The organism is Nocardiopsis sp. NPDC006198, assembly GCF_040613895.1.
In the GTDB taxonomy this organism is placed as follows: domain Bacteria; phylum Actinomycetota; class Actinomycetes; order Streptosporangiales; family Streptosporangiaceae; genus Nocardiopsis; species Nocardiopsis tropica.
Genome location: NZ_JBEXSY010000018.1, coordinates 40814 through 59571, shown reverse-complemented (window position 1 = coordinate 59571; position 18758 = coordinate 40814). Strand labels below are relative to the sequence as shown.

General features: G+C 74.6%; 19 protein-coding genes. 14 read left to right on the top strand and 5 right to left on the bottom strand.

The genetic code is table 11. The annotated features are described in order from the left end of the window. Positions 1-171: 171 nt before the first annotated feature. The 6 genes from ABZ234_RS14795 to ABZ234_RS14770 all read left to right on the top strand — a co-directional run bounded on the left by ABZ234_RS14795 (position 172) and on the right by ABZ234_RS14770 (position 7088). On the top strand, positions 172-1458 hold the full coding sequence (locus tag ABZ234_RS14795; RefSeq protein WP_355012370.1) for a pyridoxal-phosphate dependent enzyme: 1287 nt from the start codon (positions 172-174) through the stop codon (positions 1456-1458). Then, positions 1446-2588, top strand: coding sequence for an FAD-dependent oxidoreductase (locus tag ABZ234_RS14790; RefSeq protein ID WP_355012369.1), 1143 nt, complete (start codon positions 1446-1448; stop codon positions 2586-2588). The genes ABZ234_RS14795 and ABZ234_RS14790 overlap by 13 nt, the downstream gene beginning before the upstream one ends. Before the next feature lie 11 nt (positions 2589-2599). Beyond that, on the top strand, positions 2600-3898 hold the full coding sequence (locus ABZ234_RS14785) for an aspartate aminotransferase family protein (protein ID WP_355012368.1): 1299 nt from the start codon (positions 2600-2602) through the stop codon (positions 3896-3898). Further along, entirely contained in the window at positions 3895-4719 is an 825-nt protein-coding gene (locus ABZ234_RS14780; RefSeq protein ID WP_355012367.1) for a methyltransferase domain-containing protein, read from the top strand. Before ABZ234_RS14785 ends, ABZ234_RS14780 begins: the two co-directional genes overlap by 4 nt. 119 nt (positions 4720-4838) lie before the next feature. Next, on the top strand, positions 4839-5660 hold the full coding sequence (locus tag ABZ234_RS14775) for a TetR family transcriptional regulator (protein ID WP_344178764.1): 822 nt from the start codon (positions 4839-4841) through the stop codon (positions 5658-5660). A gap of 135 nt (positions 5661-5795) precedes the next feature. Then, positions 5796-7088 (top strand): FAD-dependent oxidoreductase, encoded by a 1293-nt coding sequence (locus ABZ234_RS14770; RefSeq protein ID WP_355012366.1) that lies wholly within the window; start codon positions 5796-5798, stop codon positions 7086-7088. Here the strand turns inward: ABZ234_RS14770 and ABZ234_RS14765 are convergent. Then, positions 7085-8050 (bottom strand): EamA family transporter, encoded by a 966-nt coding sequence (locus ABZ234_RS14765; RefSeq protein WP_355012365.1) that lies wholly within the window; start codon positions 8048-8050, stop codon positions 7085-7087. The genes ABZ234_RS14770 and ABZ234_RS14765 overlap by 4 nt on opposite strands. A gap of 110 nt (positions 8051-8160) precedes the next feature. Here ABZ234_RS14765 and ABZ234_RS14760 point away from each other — a divergent pair, with 110 nt between their 5' ends. Then, a complete protein-coding gene (locus tag ABZ234_RS14760; RefSeq protein ID WP_267945676.1) occupies positions 8161-9060 on the top strand; it encodes a LysR family transcriptional regulator in 900 nt (299 codons plus the stop codon). Between the two features lie 132 nt (positions 9061-9192). Here ABZ234_RS14760 and ABZ234_RS14755 read toward each other — a convergent pair whose 3' ends face one another. Together ABZ234_RS14755 and ABZ234_RS14750 are read right to left on the bottom strand one after the other, a co-directional pair. After that, complete coding sequence (locus ABZ234_RS14755) at positions 9193-10410, bottom strand: saccharopine dehydrogenase NADP-binding domain-containing protein (protein ID WP_355012364.1); 1218 nt, start codon at positions 10408-10410, stop codon at positions 9193-9195. Beyond that, positions 10407-11414 (bottom strand): glutathione S-transferase C-terminal domain-containing protein, encoded by a 1008-nt coding sequence (locus ABZ234_RS14750; RefSeq protein WP_355012363.1) that lies wholly within the window; start codon positions 11412-11414, stop codon positions 10407-10409. The genes ABZ234_RS14755 and ABZ234_RS14750 overlap by 4 nt, the downstream gene beginning before the upstream one ends. Positions 11415-11676: 262 nt before the next feature. Between ABZ234_RS14750 and ABZ234_RS14745 the strand changes: the two genes are divergently transcribed. Together ABZ234_RS14745 and ABZ234_RS14740 are read left to right on the top strand one after the other, a co-directional pair. Then, positions 11677-12006: a metalloregulator ArsR/SmtB family transcription factor gene (locus ABZ234_RS14745; protein WP_355012362.1), complete on the top strand. Its 330-nt coding sequence runs from the start codon at positions 11677-11679 to the stop codon at positions 12004-12006. Beyond that, entirely contained in the window at positions 12003-12482 is a 480-nt protein-coding gene (locus ABZ234_RS14740) for an SRPBCC family protein (RefSeq protein WP_355012361.1), read from the top strand. Before ABZ234_RS14745 ends, ABZ234_RS14740 begins: the two co-directional genes overlap by 4 nt. A 51-nt stretch (positions 12483-12533) precedes the next feature. Here ABZ234_RS14740 and ABZ234_RS14735 read toward each other — a convergent pair whose 3' ends face one another. Beyond that, a complete protein-coding gene (locus tag ABZ234_RS14735; protein WP_355012360.1) occupies positions 12534-13460 on the bottom strand; it encodes a zinc-binding dehydrogenase in 927 nt (308 codons plus the stop codon). 111 nt (positions 13461-13571) lie between these two features. Here ABZ234_RS14735 and ABZ234_RS14730 point away from each other — a divergent pair, with 111 nt between their 5' ends. Next, positions 13572-14243 carry a TetR family transcriptional regulator gene (locus ABZ234_RS14730; RefSeq protein WP_355012359.1) on the top strand — a complete coding sequence of 224 codons (672 nt, stop codon included), beginning with the start codon at positions 13572-13574 and terminating at the stop codon, positions 14241-14243. 16 nt (positions 14244-14259) lie between these two features. Here ABZ234_RS14730 and ABZ234_RS14725 read toward each other — a convergent pair whose 3' ends face one another. Continuing rightward, positions 14260-14628 (bottom strand): VOC family protein, encoded by a 369-nt coding sequence (locus ABZ234_RS14725; RefSeq protein ID WP_355012358.1) that lies wholly within the window; start codon positions 14626-14628, stop codon positions 14260-14262. 185 nt (positions 14629-14813) lie between these two features. Between ABZ234_RS14725 and ABZ234_RS14720 the strand changes: the two genes are divergently transcribed. The 4 genes from ABZ234_RS14720 (at position 14814) to ABZ234_RS14705 (ending at position 18738) form a co-directional block, all read left to right on the top strand. Beyond that, positions 14814-15245: a PPOX class F420-dependent oxidoreductase gene (locus tag ABZ234_RS14720; RefSeq protein ID WP_267945684.1), complete on the top strand. Its 432-nt coding sequence runs from the start codon at positions 14814-14816 to the stop codon at positions 15243-15245. Positions 15246-15668: 423 nt separating this feature from the next. Beyond that, complete coding sequence (locus ABZ234_RS14715) at positions 15669-16925, top strand: sugar ABC transporter substrate-binding protein (RefSeq protein ID WP_352985966.1); 1257 nt, start codon at positions 15669-15671, stop codon at positions 16923-16925. Beyond that, positions 16922-17824: a sugar ABC transporter permease gene (locus tag ABZ234_RS14710; protein WP_267945686.1), complete on the top strand. Its 903-nt coding sequence runs from the start codon at positions 16922-16924 to the stop codon at positions 17822-17824. The genes ABZ234_RS14715 and ABZ234_RS14710 overlap by 4 nt, the downstream gene beginning before the upstream one ends. Beyond that, positions 17821-18738, top strand: coding sequence for a carbohydrate ABC transporter permease (locus ABZ234_RS14705; protein ID WP_344178777.1), 918 nt, complete (start codon positions 17821-17823; stop codon positions 18736-18738). Before ABZ234_RS14710 ends, ABZ234_RS14705 begins: the two co-directional genes overlap by 4 nt. The last annotated feature ends 20 nt before the right edge of the window (positions 18739-18758 follow it).

The following is an 18758-nucleotide window of genomic DNA, read 5'->3' as shown; positions in this document are numbered from 1 at the left end:
GTATATAACCGACTAATTCGACACACTCCACACCGAATCCCCTCGCTGCCGGGAACGACGGACCCCTTTCCTCACACCGTTCACCCGAGTTCCCCACGGCGTTTTCGGACAGTCTTCAGGCACCACCATCGGAAGGTTCCCATGGGGTTCAACCTGCACTACGAAGCACTCATGAGAGATTCCTCGTCCATCCGCCGGGGAAGCGGCTTCTCACTGGCGTGCGTGGTCTGCGGCCGGTGGAAGGACGACGGCCCGGCGAACCGGTGCGGCGAATGCGGCGGAGCCGTCGACGCCATTCATGACCTCGGTTCCGTATCCCTCGAAAAGGGACACAACCCCCTCCAGACCTACTTCGACCTGCTCCCCCTGCGCTCCCGGGACAGCGCCGCCTGGCTCGGCGAGGGGGACACGCCGTGCTTCCCCGCCGAGGAGTTCGGCCGACGCGTCGGGCTCTCCCGGCTCGTCCTCAAGGACGAGAGCGCCAACCCGACGCTCAGCACCAAGGACCGCATCGCCTCCGTGGGACTGTCCCGCCTCGCCGAACTCGGCGTGAAGCGGTTCGTGATGGCCTCCACCGGCAACAGCTCCACCTCCTACGCGCGCGGGGTCCAGCTCCTCGACGGGGTCGAGATGGCGCTCTTCTGCGGTCGGCGCTTCCGCCACCGGCTCAACTACCCGGACCACGACGCGGTCTCGACGTACCTGGTCGAGGGGGACTTCGTCTCGGCGGGCGCGGCCGCACGCCGCTTCGCCGACCGCACCGGGGCCTTCTTCGAGGGCGGGTTCTTCAACCTCGCCCGCAGGGAGGGGCTGAAACTGGCCTACCTGGAGGCGTTCGACCAGATGGACGCGCCGCCCGAGTACGTGTTCCAGGCGGTCAGCAGCGGCATGGGCCTCCTCGGCGCCTACAAGGGCGCCCTGGAGTACCGCTTCCTGGGCCGGCTGTCCGCGCTCCCCCGGTTCGTGGCCGTGCAGCAGGAGAGCTGCGCCCCCATGGCGCACGCCTACCACGAGGGCGCGTCCGCCATCTCCGAGCGGCACGTCGTCAGGGAGCCGCACGGCATCGCCGAGGCCATCCTGCGGGGCGACCCCACCCGGACCTACCCCTACATCCGGTACGTCTGCGACACCACCGGGGGCAGGATCCTCGCGGTGGACGAGTCCGAGATCCGCGAGGCCCGCGACCTGCTGGAGGAGACCGAGGGGGTGAGCGTCTGCTACGCCAGCGCGACCGCCCTGGCCGGAACGGTGCGCATGCGGCGCGAGGGGACGCTCCCCCCGGACGCCCCGGTCCTGGTGAACCTCACCGGCGGCGTCCGCACCGGGTGGCCGACGCCCTCGCGCCACCGCGTCGTGGACGCGGCCTGGCCCGAGGGACCCGTGGGCTGGGACGGGGAGCCGCCGGCCGCCGAGGACGCGCGGACGACACCGGAGGAGGACGACGCATGCGCAAGGTGACCGTCGTCGGCGGGGGGATCATCGGCGCCTCCGTCGCGTGGAACCTCACCCTCGCCGGGGCGCGCGTGACCGTCCTGGAGCGGGAGCCGGTCCCGGCCTCGGTCACGAGCGCGGCCTCCTTCGCCCGTGCCACGGCGTTCGGCAAGGCACCCCGGGCCTACTTCGAGCTGAACCGCGCCGGGCTGGACGAGCTCCACCGGCTGCGGGCCGAGGGCGTCCCCGGATTCCACCCGTGCCCGAGCCTGGTCTGGGGCGACGACCCGCCGCGCCTGGAGGACGCCGCCGCCACCGCGGCGGGGTGGGGGTACACGGCCCACTGCGCGGACCCGGCCCGCACCGGGCTCCCGGCCGGGGTCGGCCCCGCGGCACTGCCGGCACTGGTCGCCCGCCTGCCCGAGGAGGGGTGGGTCGACCTGCCCCCCATGGCGGCCTGGCTGCTCGGCGAGGCCCGGGGCCGCGGGGCGGACGTCCGGTTCGGGGCGGAGGCCGCCGCGGTGCGCACCGACGCGGACGGAACCGTGCGCGCCGTCGGCCTCGCCGACGGCGGCACGGTGGAGACCGACGTGGTGGTCAACGCCGCCGGGGCGCAGGGACAGGAGGTCGCCGGACTCGTCGGCGGACCGCTCACCCTCGGGCCCACCCTGGGCCTTCTGGCCGACCTCCCCCTGGCCGGTGCGACGGACGCCATGCTGCTGGGCCCGGACGTCAGCGTCCGCCCGTCGGGCCCGGACTCCGTCCTGGTGCGGTCGGACACCGTCGACGCCCGCATCGGCACGGCCCGCCCCTGCGCCCGGCGGCTCGACGAACTCCTCGCCGAGCTGGTCGGCCGCGCCGCCGCGGTCCTGCCCGGCCTCCGCGGCGCCCGCCCGGAACGGGTGCGCCTCGGGACGCGCGCCTACCCGGCCGACGGGCACGCCAGCGTCGGGTTCCTGGACGCCGTGCCCGGCTACTACGAGGCCGTCAGCCACAGCGGGGCGACGCTCGGCCCGCTCCTGGGCAGGCTCGCCGCCGAGGAGATCGTGTACGACCGCCGCGACCCCCTGCTCGCCCCCTTCCCACCCGACCGGTTCGGCACGGAGGCCCCGGCCGGCGCCGGAGCCCGCCACGCGACCGCGAACGCGACACAGTAGGAGAGACACCGATGACGGACACCAGCACGAACGCGACGGCCCCGGCCTCCAACAAGGCGGCCTACGACGGCATCCACACGGTCGTCGCGGGCGGGGTCAGCAGCAACATGCGGGCCAGGGGCGTCGTGACGCCCCTCGTCGTGGAGTCGGCGTCCGGCTGCCGCATCCGCGACGTGGAGGGCAACGAGCTGATCGACGCCAACATGGGCTACGGACCGCACGTCTTCGGCTACGCCGACCGGGAGGTCACCGACCAGATCGCCGACCAGTTCGGGCGGGGGCACCTCACGGGGCTGCCGCACCGCCTGGACCGCGAGGCGGCGGGCCTGGTGGCCGAACTGGTCCCCGGCGTCGAGCAGCTGCGGTTCGCCAACTCCGGCACCGAGGCGCTGATGTCGGCGGTGCGCCTGGCGCGCGCGACCTCGGGCCGCCCCCTGCTCCTCACCTTCGAGGGGCACTACCACGGCTGGAGCGAGACCCTGCTGCGCGCCCCGGGGGCCGAGGGCCACCGCCCCCGGCCCGGCGCGGCGGGGATGATCCCCGAGGCGATGAACCACACGATCCAGGTCCCCTGGAACGACGCGGCCGCCGTGGAGCGGGTGTTCGCCGAGTACGGCGGTGAGCTGGGCGCGGTCCTCTGCGAGCCGGTCCTGGCCAACGCCGGGGTGGTGCCCCCGGCCCCCGGCTTCCTGGAACTGCTGAGGCTGCGCACCCGGGAGAAGGGCGCGGTGCTGGTCTTCGACGAGGTGATCACCGGGTTCCGGGTGGCACGCGGAGGCGCCCAGGAGCGGTACGGCGTCGTCCCCGACCTGACCGTGCTGTCCAAGGTGATGGGCGGGGGCTTCCCCGTGGCGGCATTCGGCGGGTCCCGCGAGGCCATGGAACCGCTCACCACCTACGAGGCGTTCCACGCGGGCGTCTACGCGGGCAACCACGCCGCGCTGCGCGCCGTCGCCGCCACGCTGACCAAGATCCGCTCCGCTCCGAACCTCTACGACGACCTGGAGGCCCTGGGCGCGTACGCCGAGGACCGCGTCCGCGAGGCGGCCACCGCCGCCGGGAGGCCGGTGCTGTTCGAGCGGGTCGGCTCCGTGCTGTCGATGGCCCTCCTGGACGAGGCGTCGGCGGTGGACCGCGCCGCACACCGCGCCCTGCAGTCCGCCTGCCAGCGGCGCGGGGTGTACTTCCACCCCAACCCCGACGAGCCCTGGTTCCTGAGCACGGCCCACACCGAGGAGGACATCGACACGATCGCCGCGGTCCTGAAGGAGTCCCTGGCGCAGGCCCCGACCACGAGGAGCGTCCGGTGAACGGGCCTCCCCGGGTGAACGTCTCGGTGTACGACAGGTGCGCCCCCGGGTACGACCCGCACGTCGCCTACTTCCGGACGTTCGGACGGCGTCTGGTGGACCTGGCGGCGCCCGCTCCCGGCGAGCGCGTGCTCGACGTCGCCGCCGGCCGGGGCGCGTGCCTGTTCCCGGCCGCGGAGCGCGTCGGCCCCGGGGGCAGGGTCGACGGCGTCGACCTCTCCCCCGCGATGGTGGCGCACCTCGCGGCGGACATCGAGGCGGGCGGCACGGCCAACGCGTGGGCCGCGCAGATGGACGCCCAGGCCCTCACGGTCCCGGAGTCCTCCTACGACGTGGTGCTGTGCGCCTTCGCCCTGTTCGTCATGCCCGACCCCGGGGCCGCGGTGGACGGCTTCCGCCGCGCGCTCAGGCCGGGAGGGCGCTGCGCGGTCTCGGTCCCGTCCATGACCCTGGTGCCGGGCGACGTCGAGGAGGTCCGGGAGGTCTTCCGGTCCTACGCCGAACGCTCCGGGAGCCCCGTCTTCCGCCGGAGGATCTACGGCGTGGACCCCGGAGCCCTGTTGGAGGCGGCGGGGTTCACCGACGTCCGGGCCCGCGAGGAGACCGCGCGGTTCGTCTTCCGCGACACCGCCGCGTGGTGGGAGTGGACCTGGTCCACCGGCATCCGGTCCTTCTACGAACACCTCCCCGCCGACCTGCTGGAGGAACTGCGCCGGGAGCTCTTCGAGCTGCTCGCACCGCTGGAGACCCCCGACGGGCTCCCGCCGGGGACGGAGCGCCCGCGCTTCGCGACGGCGAGGAGGCCGGAGACGGACGGTTGACCCCCGGCGCCGCGTGAGGAGCGCGAGGCGCAGGAGGCACGGGGCACGGGGCGGGAGCGCGACGGGTTCGCGCTCCCGCCCCCTTGTCTGGAACTCGGTTACGGGTTACCTTGAAAAGGATGTCAGAACCAACACGCAGCACCGTTCCGGACGACCTCGTGGGCGCGGCGGTCCGCGCCGCCGAGAACCTGGGGAAGGATGTGGCCGACGTGCCCCTGGTCGCGATCGCGGAGGAGGCGGGCGTCTCCCGCAGCACCCTGCTGCGCCGCGTCGGAGGCTCCCGCGGGGCCCTGGACGAGGCGGTGCGCGCCGCCGGCGTCGACCCCGGCGGAAGGCGTCCGGTCAGGGCGCGCGCCGTCGAGGCCGCGGCGGGGCTGATCAGCGGACAGGGCCTGGCCTCCGCCACGCTGGAGGCGGTCGCCGCGTCCGCGGAGTGCTCGGTGCACAGCCTCTACGCGGCCTTCGGCGGCCGGGACGGGCTCCTCCGGGCGGTGTTCGAGCGGTACAGCCCCATCCTCGACCTGGAGGAGGCGGTCGCCCGGCCCGGGGAGGACCTCCGGACGCGGGTCCACGGGATCTACCGCCTGGTGGCGGCCGGGCTCGGCCGGGAACCGCGTGTGCTGCCCGCCCTCCTGGCCGACGTGTTCGCCCGGCCCGAGGGCCCCGCCGCGGACCTCGTCTCCCGGCTCGTCTTCCCGCGGATGCTCGCGGGACTGGGCGCGTGGCTCGCGGGGGAGGTCGCCGCGGGCCGCATCCGCGACCTGCCCGTCCCCCTGCTCATGCAGCAGATGATCGGCCCGATCGCCGTCCACTCGATACTGCGCCCCGCCCTCCGGGGCGTGCCGGGCGCGGATCTCCCCGACCCGGAGGAGACCTGCGCGGTGTTCGCCGACGCGTTCCTCAGGGCCGCCGCGATCCCGCCGGAGCCGCGCACCGACTGATCCCGAGGAGTCGTCCATGCACAGCCCGCCCACCGCAGTCACCGCCGACACGTCCGCCGCCCCGCCCGAGCCGGCCCGCGGCGCGCCGGCGGGCCCACACCGCCCGACCGCCCCGACGACCTCCCGGGAGTCCCGATGAACGACAGAACGACCTGCGCGATCATCGGCGGCGGCCCCGCCGGGATGGTCCTGGGGCTGCTCCTGGCACGCGCCGGCGTCGAGGTGACGGTGCTGGAGAAGCACGCCGACTTCCTGAGGGACTTCCGCGGGGACACCGTCCACCCCTCCACCATGGACCTGCTGGACGAACTGGGGCTGGGCGAGCGGTTCGCCCGGCTCCCGCAGAGCAGGCTGAGCGGGGCCGCGTTCCCCGTCGGCGGCGGACGCACGGTGACCGTCGCGGACTTCCGCCTCCTACGGGTGCGCCACCCCTACATCGCGATGGTCCCGCAGTGGGACCTGCTGAACCTGCTGGCCGAGGCCGGCCGGGACGAACCGGGGTTCACGCTCCGCATGAGCACCGAGGCCACCGGTCTGGTGCGCGAGGCCGGCCGGGTCGTCGGCGTACGCCACCGGCCCCGCGCCGAAGGGCCGGGGGACACCGGGGAGGACGGGGCCCCGGGCCGGGACGGGGTCCTGCGCGCCGACCTGACGGTGGCCTGCGACGGCCGCTGGTCGCTCGCACGCCGCGAGGCGCGCCTGCCGACCCGGCAGTTCCCCGTGGGGATCGACGCCTGGTGGTTCCGGCTGCCCGGGGATCCGGCGGACGGCAGGGCCCTGACGCCGCGGGCGGGCCGGGGCCGGTTCGCCCTGGTCATCCCGCGCGAGGGCTACCTCCAACTCGCCTACATCGCGCGCAAGGGCACCGACGCCGCGCTGCGCGGGAGGGGTATCTCGGCCTTCCGGGACGACATCGCCGAACTGATGCCGGAGCTGGCCGACCGCGTCGGGGCACTGGGGTCCATGGACGAGGTCAAACACCTGGACGTGCGGCTCGACCGGCTGCGGCGCTGGCACGCCGACGGGCTGCTGTGCATCGGCGACGCGGCGCACGCGATGTCCCCGGTCGGGGGCGTGGGCATCAACCTCGCCGTGCAGGACGCCGTGGCCGCGGCCGCCCTGCTGGCCCGGCCGCTCCTGCACCGGTCGGTCACCGGCCGCGACCTGGCGGCGGTCCGCAGGCGCCGCCTCCTGCCGACCGTCGGCGTCCAGCTCCTGCAGCGGATGATGCACCGCGGGATGGTCGAGCCGATCATCCGCGGCAGGCGGCCGGGCCCGCCCGCTCCGCTGCTGGCCCTCCTGACACGCGTGCCCCGGCTCGCGTACGTGCCCGCCCGCCTCATCGGGGTGGGCCTGCGCCCCGAGCACGCACCGGACTTCGCCCGGCGCCCGCCGGAACGGCCCGAACCGGGCGCGGCTCCCGGCTAGGCCCCCGGGACGGGGACCGGGCGGGGCCCGTCCGGGTCGCCCTCCGCCCCGGGAACGGGAGCGGGGGGCGCCGCCGCACCGGGGACCGGCGGGGCGCCGCGCCCGGCGCCCCGGCGGCCGAGCGAGGCGAGCGCGACCCCGCCGACCAGGAGCACGGCCGCCACCAGGCTCAGCGGGGTGACCCTCTCACCGAGCAGCAGCGCGGCCGAGGACATGCCGAACACCGGGACCAGCAGCGAGAAGGGGGCCACGGTGGAGGCGTCGTAGTGGCGGAGCAGGAACCCCCACACCCCGAACGCGAAGAGCGTGGAGATCCAGGCGACGTAGACGATCACGCCCACCCCTGCGGGGTCCAGTCCCCTCAGCGCGGCCAGACCCGCCTCGGGCCCCTCCACCAGCAGCGACAGGGCGAACATCGGCAGCGGCGGCACCAGGCTGACCCAGACCATCCAGCTCAGGGCGTCGGGGGGCGCGGCCTTGCGGGTCAGCACGTTGGACAGCCCCCAGAACGCGGCGGCGGCCACGACGAGCACGAAGCCCGCCACCGGCCCCGTGGCGCCCTGGTCGTAGGCGGCGACGCCGATCCCTCCCAGGGCGACGGCCATCCCCGCGCAGCGGACGGGACCGGGCCTCTCCCCGAGGAGGACCGCGGCGATGACCGCCGTGAACACCGCCTGGACCTGGAGGACCAGGGACGCCAGTCCGGCCGGCATGCCCAGGTCCATGCCGAGGAAGACCAGTCCGAACTTGGCCACGCCCAGCACCAGGCCCACGAGGACGACCCAGCCCAGGGCCACGCGGGGGCGGCGCACGAAGAAGACGGCGGGAAGGGCCGCCGCCAGGAAGCGCAGGGCGGAGAACAGGAGCGGCGGGAAGTGGTCGAGGCCGACCTCGATGACGACGAAGTTGACTCCCCACACCAGGGCGACGAGGACGGCGAGGAACGTGTGAAGGGGACGCATGGAACCGATGATGGGGGGACCCCTGGTTTAAGCACCAGCGAAATGTCCTACATACTTCTCTTCAGCGGTGCTGAACGATCAACGGTGCCCGACCGACGGAGGACGCTCCCGTGCTCGACCTCTCCAGGCTCCGCTCCCTGCATGCGGTGCACGTCCACGGTTCCGTCAGCTCCGCCGCCAAGGCGCTCGGCTACACCCCGTCGGCGGTCTCCCAGCAGATCGCCAAGCTCGAACGTGAGACCGGGACCACACTCCTGGAGCGCCGGGGGCGGGGGGTCGTGCTCACCGACGCCGCCGGGACGCTCGTGGGCACGGCCGCCCGGGTGCTCTCCCTCGTGGAGGAGGCCGAGGTGGCGCTGGAGGAGCAGCGCGGGAGGCCCACCGGGCGGCTGACCGTGGCCGCCTTCTCGACGGCCGCGCGGGGCCTGCTCCCCGGGGTGCTGGCCGAACTGGCGGCGACCCACCCCGCTCTCGACCTGCGCCTGTTCGAGGAGGACCCCCACGCCACCCCGCACATGGTCGCCCAGGGCACGGTGGACCTGGCCGTGGTCCACGACTGGGACATCGCGCCGATGACCGTTCCCGACGGGGTGTCCCGGGAGGTCGTCGGCGAGGACAGGTGCGATGTCCTGCTGCCCCGCGACCACCCGCTCTCCGACAGGGCGGTCCTGCACCGCGAGGACGTGGCGGACGCCCGCTGGATCTGCCAGCCGCCGGGGACCGTCTGCCACGACTGGCTGACGCGCACACTGCGCTCCGTGGGGACCGAGCCCGACTTCGCCCATTTCGTGGCCGAGTACCAGACCCAGATCGCCCTGGTCGGGGCCGGCCTGGGCGTGGCCCTGGTCCCCCGCCTGGGACGCGGCGACCTCCCCGGCACGGTCGTGGTCAAGCCGCTGGACCCCTGCCCGGTGCGCGGCGTGTCCGTGCTCTGGCGCGCGGGGACCTCGCGCCGCCCCGCCGTCGCCGAGGCCGTCCGGATCCTGCGCGAGCACGCCCGCGCCCTCTGAGGGCCCGCTCGCGCCTCCCCTCCGGGGCGCGGCTCCCGCGGCCGGGGCACACGACCCCCCGCCGCCCCGCGGGCACGGTTCCCGCACGGCGGCCCCGCCGCGGCCGCGCGTGCGCTCCGGGTCCGCACGTCCCTACGACCAGTGGGCCCGGACCCGGAACCCCAGGTCCGGGAGCCGCGCTGTCAGCGCGTCCCCCATGGCGGTGGCCGTGGTGACCTGCCCCGCCACGGGCGGGAGGTCGTCGAAGGCCAGGCACAGCGCGGACTCCGCGAGCATCCTCGCGGTCTCCCCGTAGCCCGGGTCTCCCCCCGACACCTCCGTGACCACGCGCTCACCGCCGCCCTCGCCCAGGAACACCACCGTGAACCACGACCGCTCGCGCCGTTCCGGCGACGGTCCCTCACCCGCCCCCATCCGCTTCAGCAGCCACTCCCGCGCCGGCGGTACCTGCGCGAGCGCCGCCAGGCCCAGGGCGCCCCCGGCGATCCCGACCGCGCTCGGCAGCCTCCCGACAGCCGCGTAGTGGCCGTAGGAGAAGTCGGGCCCGTAGCGTTCGAGCGCCCGGGCGGAGCGCAGGACGACCTGCGGGTCGACGGTGGGCAGCGGCAGGGCCCAGACGCCGAGCCTGCCCTCCCGGCGCGGTACGGGGGGCAGACCCCGCACCCTGCGGCCGCCGTCCCCTTCCGACCGCTCCCGCTCCCGGCGCCGCCGGGCGGCCGCGGCTCCCGCCCCCAGGCGCGAGAACGCCGTCACCGCCGAGTGGAACGTGCCCCCGGACACGGCGGCCGAGGCGCTGACGAACCCCTCCACCCGGAGGGGGACCCCCTCGGGGAGAAGGCCGACGGTGAAGTACGCGCCCAGGTCGTGGGGCACGGAGTCGAAACCGCAGCTGTGCACGATCCGGGCCCCGCTGTCGACCGCCTCGGCGTGCCGGCGCAGGTAGGTGCGGTCGACGAACTCGGGTTCGCCGCACAGGTCGACGTAGTCCGTCCCCGCCCGCGCGCACGCCGCGACGAGCCCGTCGCCGTGGCGGATGTAGGGCCCGACCGTCGTCGCGACCACCCGGGACGCCTCGGCGACCGCCCTCAGCGACACCGGGTCTCCCGAGTCCGCGACGAGCAGGTCCGGGCCCGCCAGCGCGGGGTCGGCCCGCGCCAGCCGCTCCCTCACGGCGGCGAGCCGGCCCTCGTCGCGCCCCGCGAGCGCCCACCGGGTCCCGGCCGGCGCGTGCCGGGCCAGGTACTCGGCGGTGAGCCCGCCGGTGAACCCGGTGGCCCCGAACAGGACCAGGTCGTACCTGCGCGGGCGGGGGCCGCCGGGGCCCGCGGCTCCTCCGCCGGCGGCGGTCATACGCGCTCGCCCTCGGGCACCGGGCCCGGCGCGGTCCCCGCGCCGAAGGGGCTCCCGCCGAGTTCCTCGCGGTGGTGGGCGGTGAGCCAGCCCCGCGGATCGGGACCCGCGGCGATGATCCTGGTCGGGTTGATGCCCGTGTGCACGTAGTAGTAGTGGATGCGGATGTGGTCGTGGTCGGTGGTGTCCCCGAAGCCCGGCGTCTGGAACAGGTCGCGGGCGTAGGCCCACAGCGCCGGGTACTCGGCCAGCTTCCTGACGTTGCACTTGAAGTGGCCGTGGTACACGGAGTCGAACCGGACCAGGGTCGTGAACAGCCTGACGTCGGCCATCGTGACGGTGTCGCCGACGAGGTAGCGCCGGGAGGCGAGGCGCTCCTCCAGGGCGTCGAGGCGGGCGAAGACCCCGGCGACCGCGGCGTCGTAGTGCGCCTGGTCCGGTGCGAAGCCCGCGCGGTAGACGCCGTTGTTGAGGTCCCGGTAGACGTCCGCGCCCAGGGCCTCGATCTCGTCGCGCAGCGGCGCGGGGTACAGGTCCGGCGCCCCGTCCCTGACGAGGCCGCCCCACTCGGTGGCCATGTCCAGGGAGAGCCGGTCGTAGTCGTTGGAGACCAGGTGCCCGTTGTCCACGTCGACCAGGCCGGGGACGCTGACACCGCCGTCGTAGTGCGGGTCGCGTGCGAGGTAGGCCTCGCGCAGGGCGTGGATGCCGAGGACGGGGTCCCTGTCCCCGGGGCTGCCGGTCTCCTCGGTGAACACCCAGTGCGGGTCCCCGTCGATGTCCTCCTGCCGGGGGTCGGTGACGGCGAGGGAGACCGCTCCCTCCAGGCCCATGAGCCGCCGCGTGACGACGACCCGGTGCGCCCAGGGACAGGCCCGGCTGACCACCAGCCGGAAGCGTCCGGGCTCGGCGGCCCGGCCGAACCGGCCGTCCGCGGTGACCCTGTCGTCGAACGCCGCCGGCTCCCGCCTGATCTCCTCGGTCGGAATCCTGTTGGCCCTCATCCCGGCTCCTCTCGGACGCGCTGTCACGGTCGGAGCCGCATCGTATCCGCCCGCGGCCCGCCGTTCCCGGCACGGCGGGCGCCGGGGACCGGCACGCCCCCGGCCGCGCCCGCCCGGCGCTCCCCGCGCGCGGAGCCGGTCGGCACGCGGGCCGGGAACTGCTGCTCCGCGCCCGCGGCGGCTCCGTTCCCCTCCCCTGACCGGAAGCCGGCAACACATTCATGCCTTGACGGGCATATAACTGAGGAGGCATACTGACTGCATGCCCGACCTCTTCTCCGTTCTCGCCGAACCCAGCCGCCGCCGCATCCTGGACGCGCTGCGCGAGAGCGAGGGAATGCTGGTCAAGGACCTGGTCGCCGCCCTGGGCATGTCGCAGCCCAACGTCTCCAAGCACCTGCGCGTCCTGCGCACCGCGGGGCTCGTCTCCGAGAGCGCCGAGCGCCAGGGGCGGCGCTACCGCCTGCGGGCGGAGGGACTGCGCGGCGTGGACGCCTGGCTGGACCCGTACCGCGCCTTCTGGACCGACAGGCTCCAGGACCTGGGCGACCACCTCGACTCCACCCGTACGCACGAAGGGCCACCGCGATGACCACGCACGTCCGCGTCGACACGAGCACGCCGGGCTCTCCCGTCCTGCACTTCACGCGCCGCTACCCGCACCCCAGGGCGGCCGTCTGGGCCGCCCTGACGACCGGCGAGGCCCTGAGCCGCTGGTTCCCGTGCCGGGTGGAGATCGACGCGCGCGAGGGCGGGGCCCTCACGCTGACCTTCCCCGGGGAGGAGCCGGAGACCGCGCCCGTCACGGAGTTCGACCCGCCGCGCACCCTGGCGTTCCACTGGGCCGGGGAGGACCTGCGCTGGACCCTGGAGGAGGACGGGGACGGATGCGTGCTGCGGCTGTCCAACACCGTCGTCGACCCGGAGTGGACGGCGAACACGGCCGCGGGGTGGGACACGTGCCTGGAGGGTCTCGCCGCGGCCCTCGGCGGGCGGCCCGCCCCGCAGGGGACCGGACCGGACGAGGAGCTCGTCGCGCACTACAGGCAGCTGTTCGCCGCCGGGTGAGCCGGGAAGGGCCGCGCCGCCCGCCCCGGCCGATCCGGGACGGGCGGGCCCTCAGAGCAGGTCCAGGACCGCCTTGCCGTGCAGCTGCCTGCCCAGCAGGAGCTCGACCGCCTCCGCGGCCCGGCCCCAGCCGCCGCGCCAGGACGTCTGCGGGTCGAGTTCGCCCGCGGCCACCCGGGCCGCGAGCCACGTCAGGTCGGCGGCGAGCCCGGGGGCGGCGGGGAGGAAGAAGGTGACGAGCGAGCGGTCGTGGCGCCCGCCGTCGCCGATCAGCGCACCGTAGGGGAACTCCTCCCCCTCCGCGGCCGAGTGGCCCACGGCGACGAGGGTTCCGTGCGGCGCCAGGAGGCCGTAGGCGTCCACGAGCTGTCGGCCGCCGACCAGCTCCACCACCCCGTCCACCGGCTCGGCGACCCGGTCGGGGGAGGCGACGACCTCGTGCGCGCCCAGGGCGCGCAGGCCGTCGCCGTGGCGTTCGGGCGCTCCCGTGGACGCGATCACGTGGGCCCCGCCCCGCCTGGCCAGCTGGACGGCGTAGCGGCCGACGCCGCCCGAGGCCCCGGTGACCAGCACCCGCTTGGCCAGGATCGGACCGATGCGGTGCAGGGCGCGCAGCGCGCTGGCGCCCGCGACGGGAACGGTGCTGATCGCCCCGGGGTCGGCCCCCGCCGGGACGGTTCCGACCATCGCGGTGTCCACGGCGCGCAGTTCGGCCCACGCCCCGTCGGCGCCGAGGGTCACCACGGGGGTGCCGGCGGGAGGCCCCGAGCCGTCGGCGGCCGCCCGCTCCACCGCCCCGGCGGCGTCCCAGCCGAGCACGGCCCCCTCCGGCGCCTTCCGGATACCGGAGACCTCGCCGTGGTTGAGGGAGGTCGCCGTCACGCGGACCAGCGCCTGGTGCGGCTCCGGACGGGGGTCAGGGACCCGGCCGAGCCGCAGCCCTCCGTGAACCGAGTGGTCGACGAGCAGTGCGCGCATGGGAGGTCCGCCTTCCGAGCGATGAACAGGGCAACGGCCACAATAGTGCCGGTCATAGGCATAAGCCGTCAACCAGCATTTACCTGTGAAGCGCATGCTAGGCTGACCGCCATGTCGACCGCTACGTCCCCTTCGTCCCCCTCTTCACCGCGGCCGTCCCTGTCCCTGCGCGAACGCAAGAAGCTCCTCACCCGGCAGCGGCTGGTCACCACGGCCCTGGAGCTGTTCACCGAACACGGCTTCGACGGCGCGACGCTCCACGACCTGTGCGAGGCCGTCGAGGTCTCCGAGCGCACGTTCTTCCGGAACTTCACCAGCAAGGAGGACGTGGCCCTGGCCCCCGGCCGGGACCTGTGGACGGCCTGTCTCGGCGAGCTGGAGACCCGCTCCCCCGGGGACTCGACGCTCCTGGGGTTCCTCCAGGAGGGGCTCCTGGCCGCCCTCGACCGGACGGGCGACGAAGGATGGACGCGGCAGCTCCTGCTCAGCCAGAGGCTGGCCGAGCGGACGCCGTCGATGGACGCGCAGGCCCGCCACTTCTGCGACCGCACGACCCGCTCGGCCATGGCGATCCTGTACCGGCGGCTCGAGCTCCCCGCCCCGGACGACCTGGGGGCGCGGCTGGCGCTCGACATGCTCGTCGCGTCCTTCAACCAGGCGCTGGGCGACTGGGGGGCCCAGGCCGGAACGCCCGGCGCCGACGACCTCGCGCGCCGCCTGCGCGCGGCGTTCGCCGTCCTGCCCGGCCTCCCCGGGATCGCCTACGGCCCGCGGCCCGCATAGCCGCGGACGGGCCCGCCTACGCCTCCCGCGCTCCTTCGAGCTGCTGGACCAGGCAGAACTCGTTGCCCTCGGGGTCGGCCAGGACCGCGATGAGGTCCCCCGCCTCCTCGAAGGTCGGACGCACCCTCCGGGCGCCCAGCCGGACCACCCTCTTCGCCTCGGCCTCCAGGTCGGGCACGACCATGTCCAGGTGCATGCGGTTCTTGCCCCGGGAGGGTTCGGGCACCTTCTGGAGCAGCAGGTCCGGCCACCGCCCACCGGGGTCCAGGAGGGCGAGGTAGGAGGGGTGCCGCCGGGTCTCCTCCCGCACGAAGCCGAGGGCCCCGCACCAGAACCGGGCCGTCTCCTCGAGGTCGTTGGCGTCGAGCACGCAGACCAGGCGCATACCTGCCTCCAGGGGTGGTGGCGGTGGCCGGACGGTGCCCGGCCGTTCGGTGCCGCACACCCTACGCCGGAGCCGGCTCCGCGTCACGCAGGCCCCGCGCGGCGGCCCCGGCCGCCCTCCCCCCGTCCGCCCCGCGACCGCACGTCCTACGGCGACGGCCGCCCGTGCCCGGTTAGGCTCCCGGCATGACAGCCACAACGTTCGATCCCCGCACCCTGCTCGCGGAGAGCCGGCTCGGCGTCCTCGCGACCATCAAGGCGGACGGCCGCCCCCAGCTCTCGCCCGTCATGCCCTTCTACGACCGGGAGGCGGGCGTCATCCACGTCTCGGTCACGGAGGGGCGCGCCAAGACGGCCAACCTCCGCCGGGATCCCCGCGCCACGCTGGAGGTGACCAGCGGGGACGGCCGCGCGTGGGCCACCGCCGAAGGCGTGGCCTCCCTGACCGGCCCGGGCACGGACCCCGAGGGCCCCGAGGTCGAGGCACTGGTCGGCTACTACCGCCTCGCCGCCGGCGAGCACCCGGACTGGGACGAGTACCGGGCGGTGATGGTCTCCGAGCGCAGGGTGCTGATGACCATGACGGTCGACCACGTGTACGGCGCCAGCCTGCGCTGAGGCCGCCGGGTACGACCGCTCCGCGACGTTCGGGAGCCGCAGGAGGAGGGGCCTGCCGGGCGGCAGGCCCCTCCGTCCGGGCCGACCGCCCGCCCCGGCCCCGCGCCGCGACCCCCTCGCCCCGGAGGAGATACGGGGCGAGGGGGTCTTGTCACACCAGGGCGGGGTTCCTACGATGGGGCTGCTGTCGAAGCGCTTCGACACACCCCCGCACCCCGCTGTCGAATCGATTCGACACCGGCTGACGAGTTCCTACGACGGCGACCCCCCGGGTGGCGGGGTCCTCCGCAGACCGAGCCTCCCCGCCCTCCGACGACCCCGCCCGACCCGGCCCGGTGATCCGATCACCGGGCCGACGGCGACACCCCCCGCGGCCCGCGCCACGGCGCGACCGCACCGCCCCCCCCGCCGAAGAGGGCCCCGATGCACCCACACCACCCCCCGCCACCGCCTCCGCACCGCCGCGTCCGCGCGGCCGCCTGCTCGGCGGCGATGGCCCTGACCCTCGTCGGCTGCGCGGCCGAGCGCGACCCGAACGTGTACACGATCATGAACTCGGGGACCGACGAGCCCTACCACTCCTGGGACCAGGAGGTCATGGACGCCTGCGGCGACCGGGCGGGCGTGGAGGTACACCAGCTCAGCGTGCCCGCCGACCAGCTCGTCCCCAAGGCCCTGAGGATGGCCTCCTCCGACTCCCTCCCCGACGTCATCTCCCTCGACGGCTCGGACCTGCCCCAGTTCGCGGAGGCCGGCGGCCTGGTCCCCCTGGAACGGCTCGGCCTGCCCACGGACGGGCTGACCGAGAGCGCGCTCGCCTTCGGCAGCTACGAGGGCGTGTACTACGGCGCGGCCCGGTCGGTGAACTCGATCGGCCTCTTCTACGACGCCGACCTCCTGGCGCGGGAGGGGATCGAACCGCCGGCGACCTGGGAGGAGCTGCGGACGGCCGCCGCGGCCCTGACCGAGGGCGACCGCTACGGCCTCGCCATCAGCGCCCTCGCCACCGAGGACGGCGTCTACCAGTTCCTGCCGTGGCTGTGGTCCAACGGCGGCGACGAGCGGGAACTCGACTCCCCCGCGTCGGTGGAGGCGCTGGAGTACGTCGTCTCGCTGGTCGAGGAGGGGTCGGTGTCTCCGTCGGTCGTCAACTGGACCCAGGCCGACGCCAACGACCAGTTCATCGCGGGCAACGCCGCCATGATGGTGAACGGCCCCTGGCAGATGCCGGTCCTGCGCGAGCACCCCGAGCGCGCGTGGGCGGTGGCGGAGATCCCCGTCCCCGCGGAGGGGGACACCTCCGTCGCCCCCATCGGCGGCGAGGCGTACACCGTGCCGGTCAACGCCGCCGACCCCGGCCGCGAGCAGGTCGCCGCCGAACTCGTGGCCTGCCTGACCACGCCGGAGGCGCAGCTGGACTGGTCCACCAAGGGCAGCAACGTGCCCCTGGACCCCTGGGCGGCGGAGCGGTACCGCGACGAGGTCCCGGAGCTCTCCCCCTTCGTCGACCAGGTGTCCACCGCGCGCAGCAGGACCGAGCACGTCGGCACCGAGTGGAACACCTACTCCCAGGCCATCGGCACCGCGCTGCAAGCGGCCCTCACCGGCCGGGCGAGTCCGCAGGACGCCATGGAGAGGGCCCAGGAGCAGGTCGAGTCGCAGACGGGCGGACGGTCATGAGGACACGGACCCCCGCGCCGCGGCGGCGCGCCCTCACACCGTGGCTGTTCGTGGCCCCCGCACTGGCGTACATGCTGCTGTTCTTCGGGTACCCGCTGGTCCGCAACGTGGTGATGAGCTTCCAGGACTACACGTTCTCCACCTACTTCACGGGCGAGGCGCCCTTCAACGGCCTCGAGAACTGGCGGACCGTCTTCTCCGACGAGCTGTTCGGCGCCTCGCTGTGGCGGACCCTCCTGTTCACGGTCGGCTCCCTGGCCGGGCAGTTCGGCATCGGCATGGCGCTCGCCCTCTTCTTCAGCCGCCGGTTCCCGCTCTCGGGGGTCATGCGCTCCCTGCTCCTCCTGCCGTGGCTGATCCCCATGGTGGTGGCGGGCACCGTGTGGCGCCGCGTCCTGGACCAGGAGACCGGCGTGCTGAACGAGGCGCTCCAGGCGCTCCACCTCACCTCCTCGGCCGTCCCCTGGCTGAGCAGTCCCGACCAGGCGCTCCTGTCGGTCGTCCTCGTCAACATCTGGATCGGGGTCCCCTTCAACATGGTGATCCTCTACGGCGGCCTCCAGGAGATCCCCGCCGAACTGCGCGAGGCCGCCGTCCTGGACGGCGCGGGCCCGTTCCGGTCCTTCTTCTCCGTGACGCTGCCCCTGCTGCGGCCCGTCGTGACCGTGGTGCTGGTGCTGGGCTTCATGTCCACCGTGAAGATCCTGGACCTGGTCCTGGCCCTCACCAACGGGGGGCCGGCGCACTCCACCGAGACGCTGGGCACCCTCACCTACCAGCTGTCGTTCCTCCGGCTCGACTTCGGCCAGGGCGCCGTCGTCGGCAACGTCCTGATCGTCCTCAGCATGGTCTTCGCTGCGGTCTATCTGCGCGCCAACCGCGGAGGTGTCAACCGATGAGCGCACTGCGCAGCGGTACCGGGGACGCGGCCCGCCCCCCGGGCGCCACGACCCGGCGGCAGCGGACGCCGGGGGGCTCCCCCCGGCGCCGGCCGCGGACCACCCGCAAGGCGCGCGGCGACGCCGTGAGCCTCGTGGTCGGGGTCCTCGTCCTGGCGGTCCTGCTCTTCCCCCTGTACTGGATGGTCAACACCGCGCTCCAGCCGGGCGCCTCGGCGGCCGGCCTCCCGTGGTTCCCGCGCTCGCTCGACCTCGGCAACTTCCAGCGGGCGTGGGAGTCGCAGGCGGGCAACCTGCTCACCTCCGTCCTGGTGGCGCTCGGCTCGGTGGCGGTCTGCCTCACCGTGGCCGCCCCGGCGGCCTACGCCCTGGCCCGCTTCCGGCTGCGCGGCGCTGACACGATCGTGTTCGCGACCCTCATCACCCAGATGGTCCCGGGCATCGTCGTCGCCAACGCGCTCTACAACGCCTACGTCGGCCTGGGGCTGGTCAACTCCTACCTGGGGCTGATCCTGGCGGACGCGTCCCTGGGCCTGCCCTTCTCCATCGTCCTGCTGCGCGCCTTCATGGTGTCCATCCCCGAGGAGGTGATCGAGGCCGGGATGATCGACGGCGGCGGACGGCTGCGCGTCCTCGTCTCGATCGTGCTGCCCATGAGCCGCAACGCGCTGATCACCGCCGGGCTGTTCACCTTCCTGTTCGCGTGGTCGGACTTCCTCTTCGCGCTGACCCTGAACACGACCGACGCCGTGAAGCCCGTGACGCTCGGCATCTACGAGTACATCGGCGCGCACGTCGGCGACTGGGGCGCCGTGATGGCCGCGGCCGTCCTCTCCTCCGTCCCCGCCGCGGTGCTGCTCGTCGTCGCGCAGAGGTACGTGGCGGCCGGGATCTCCAGCGGAGCGCTCAAGTGACCCGTCGTCGGAACCGACGG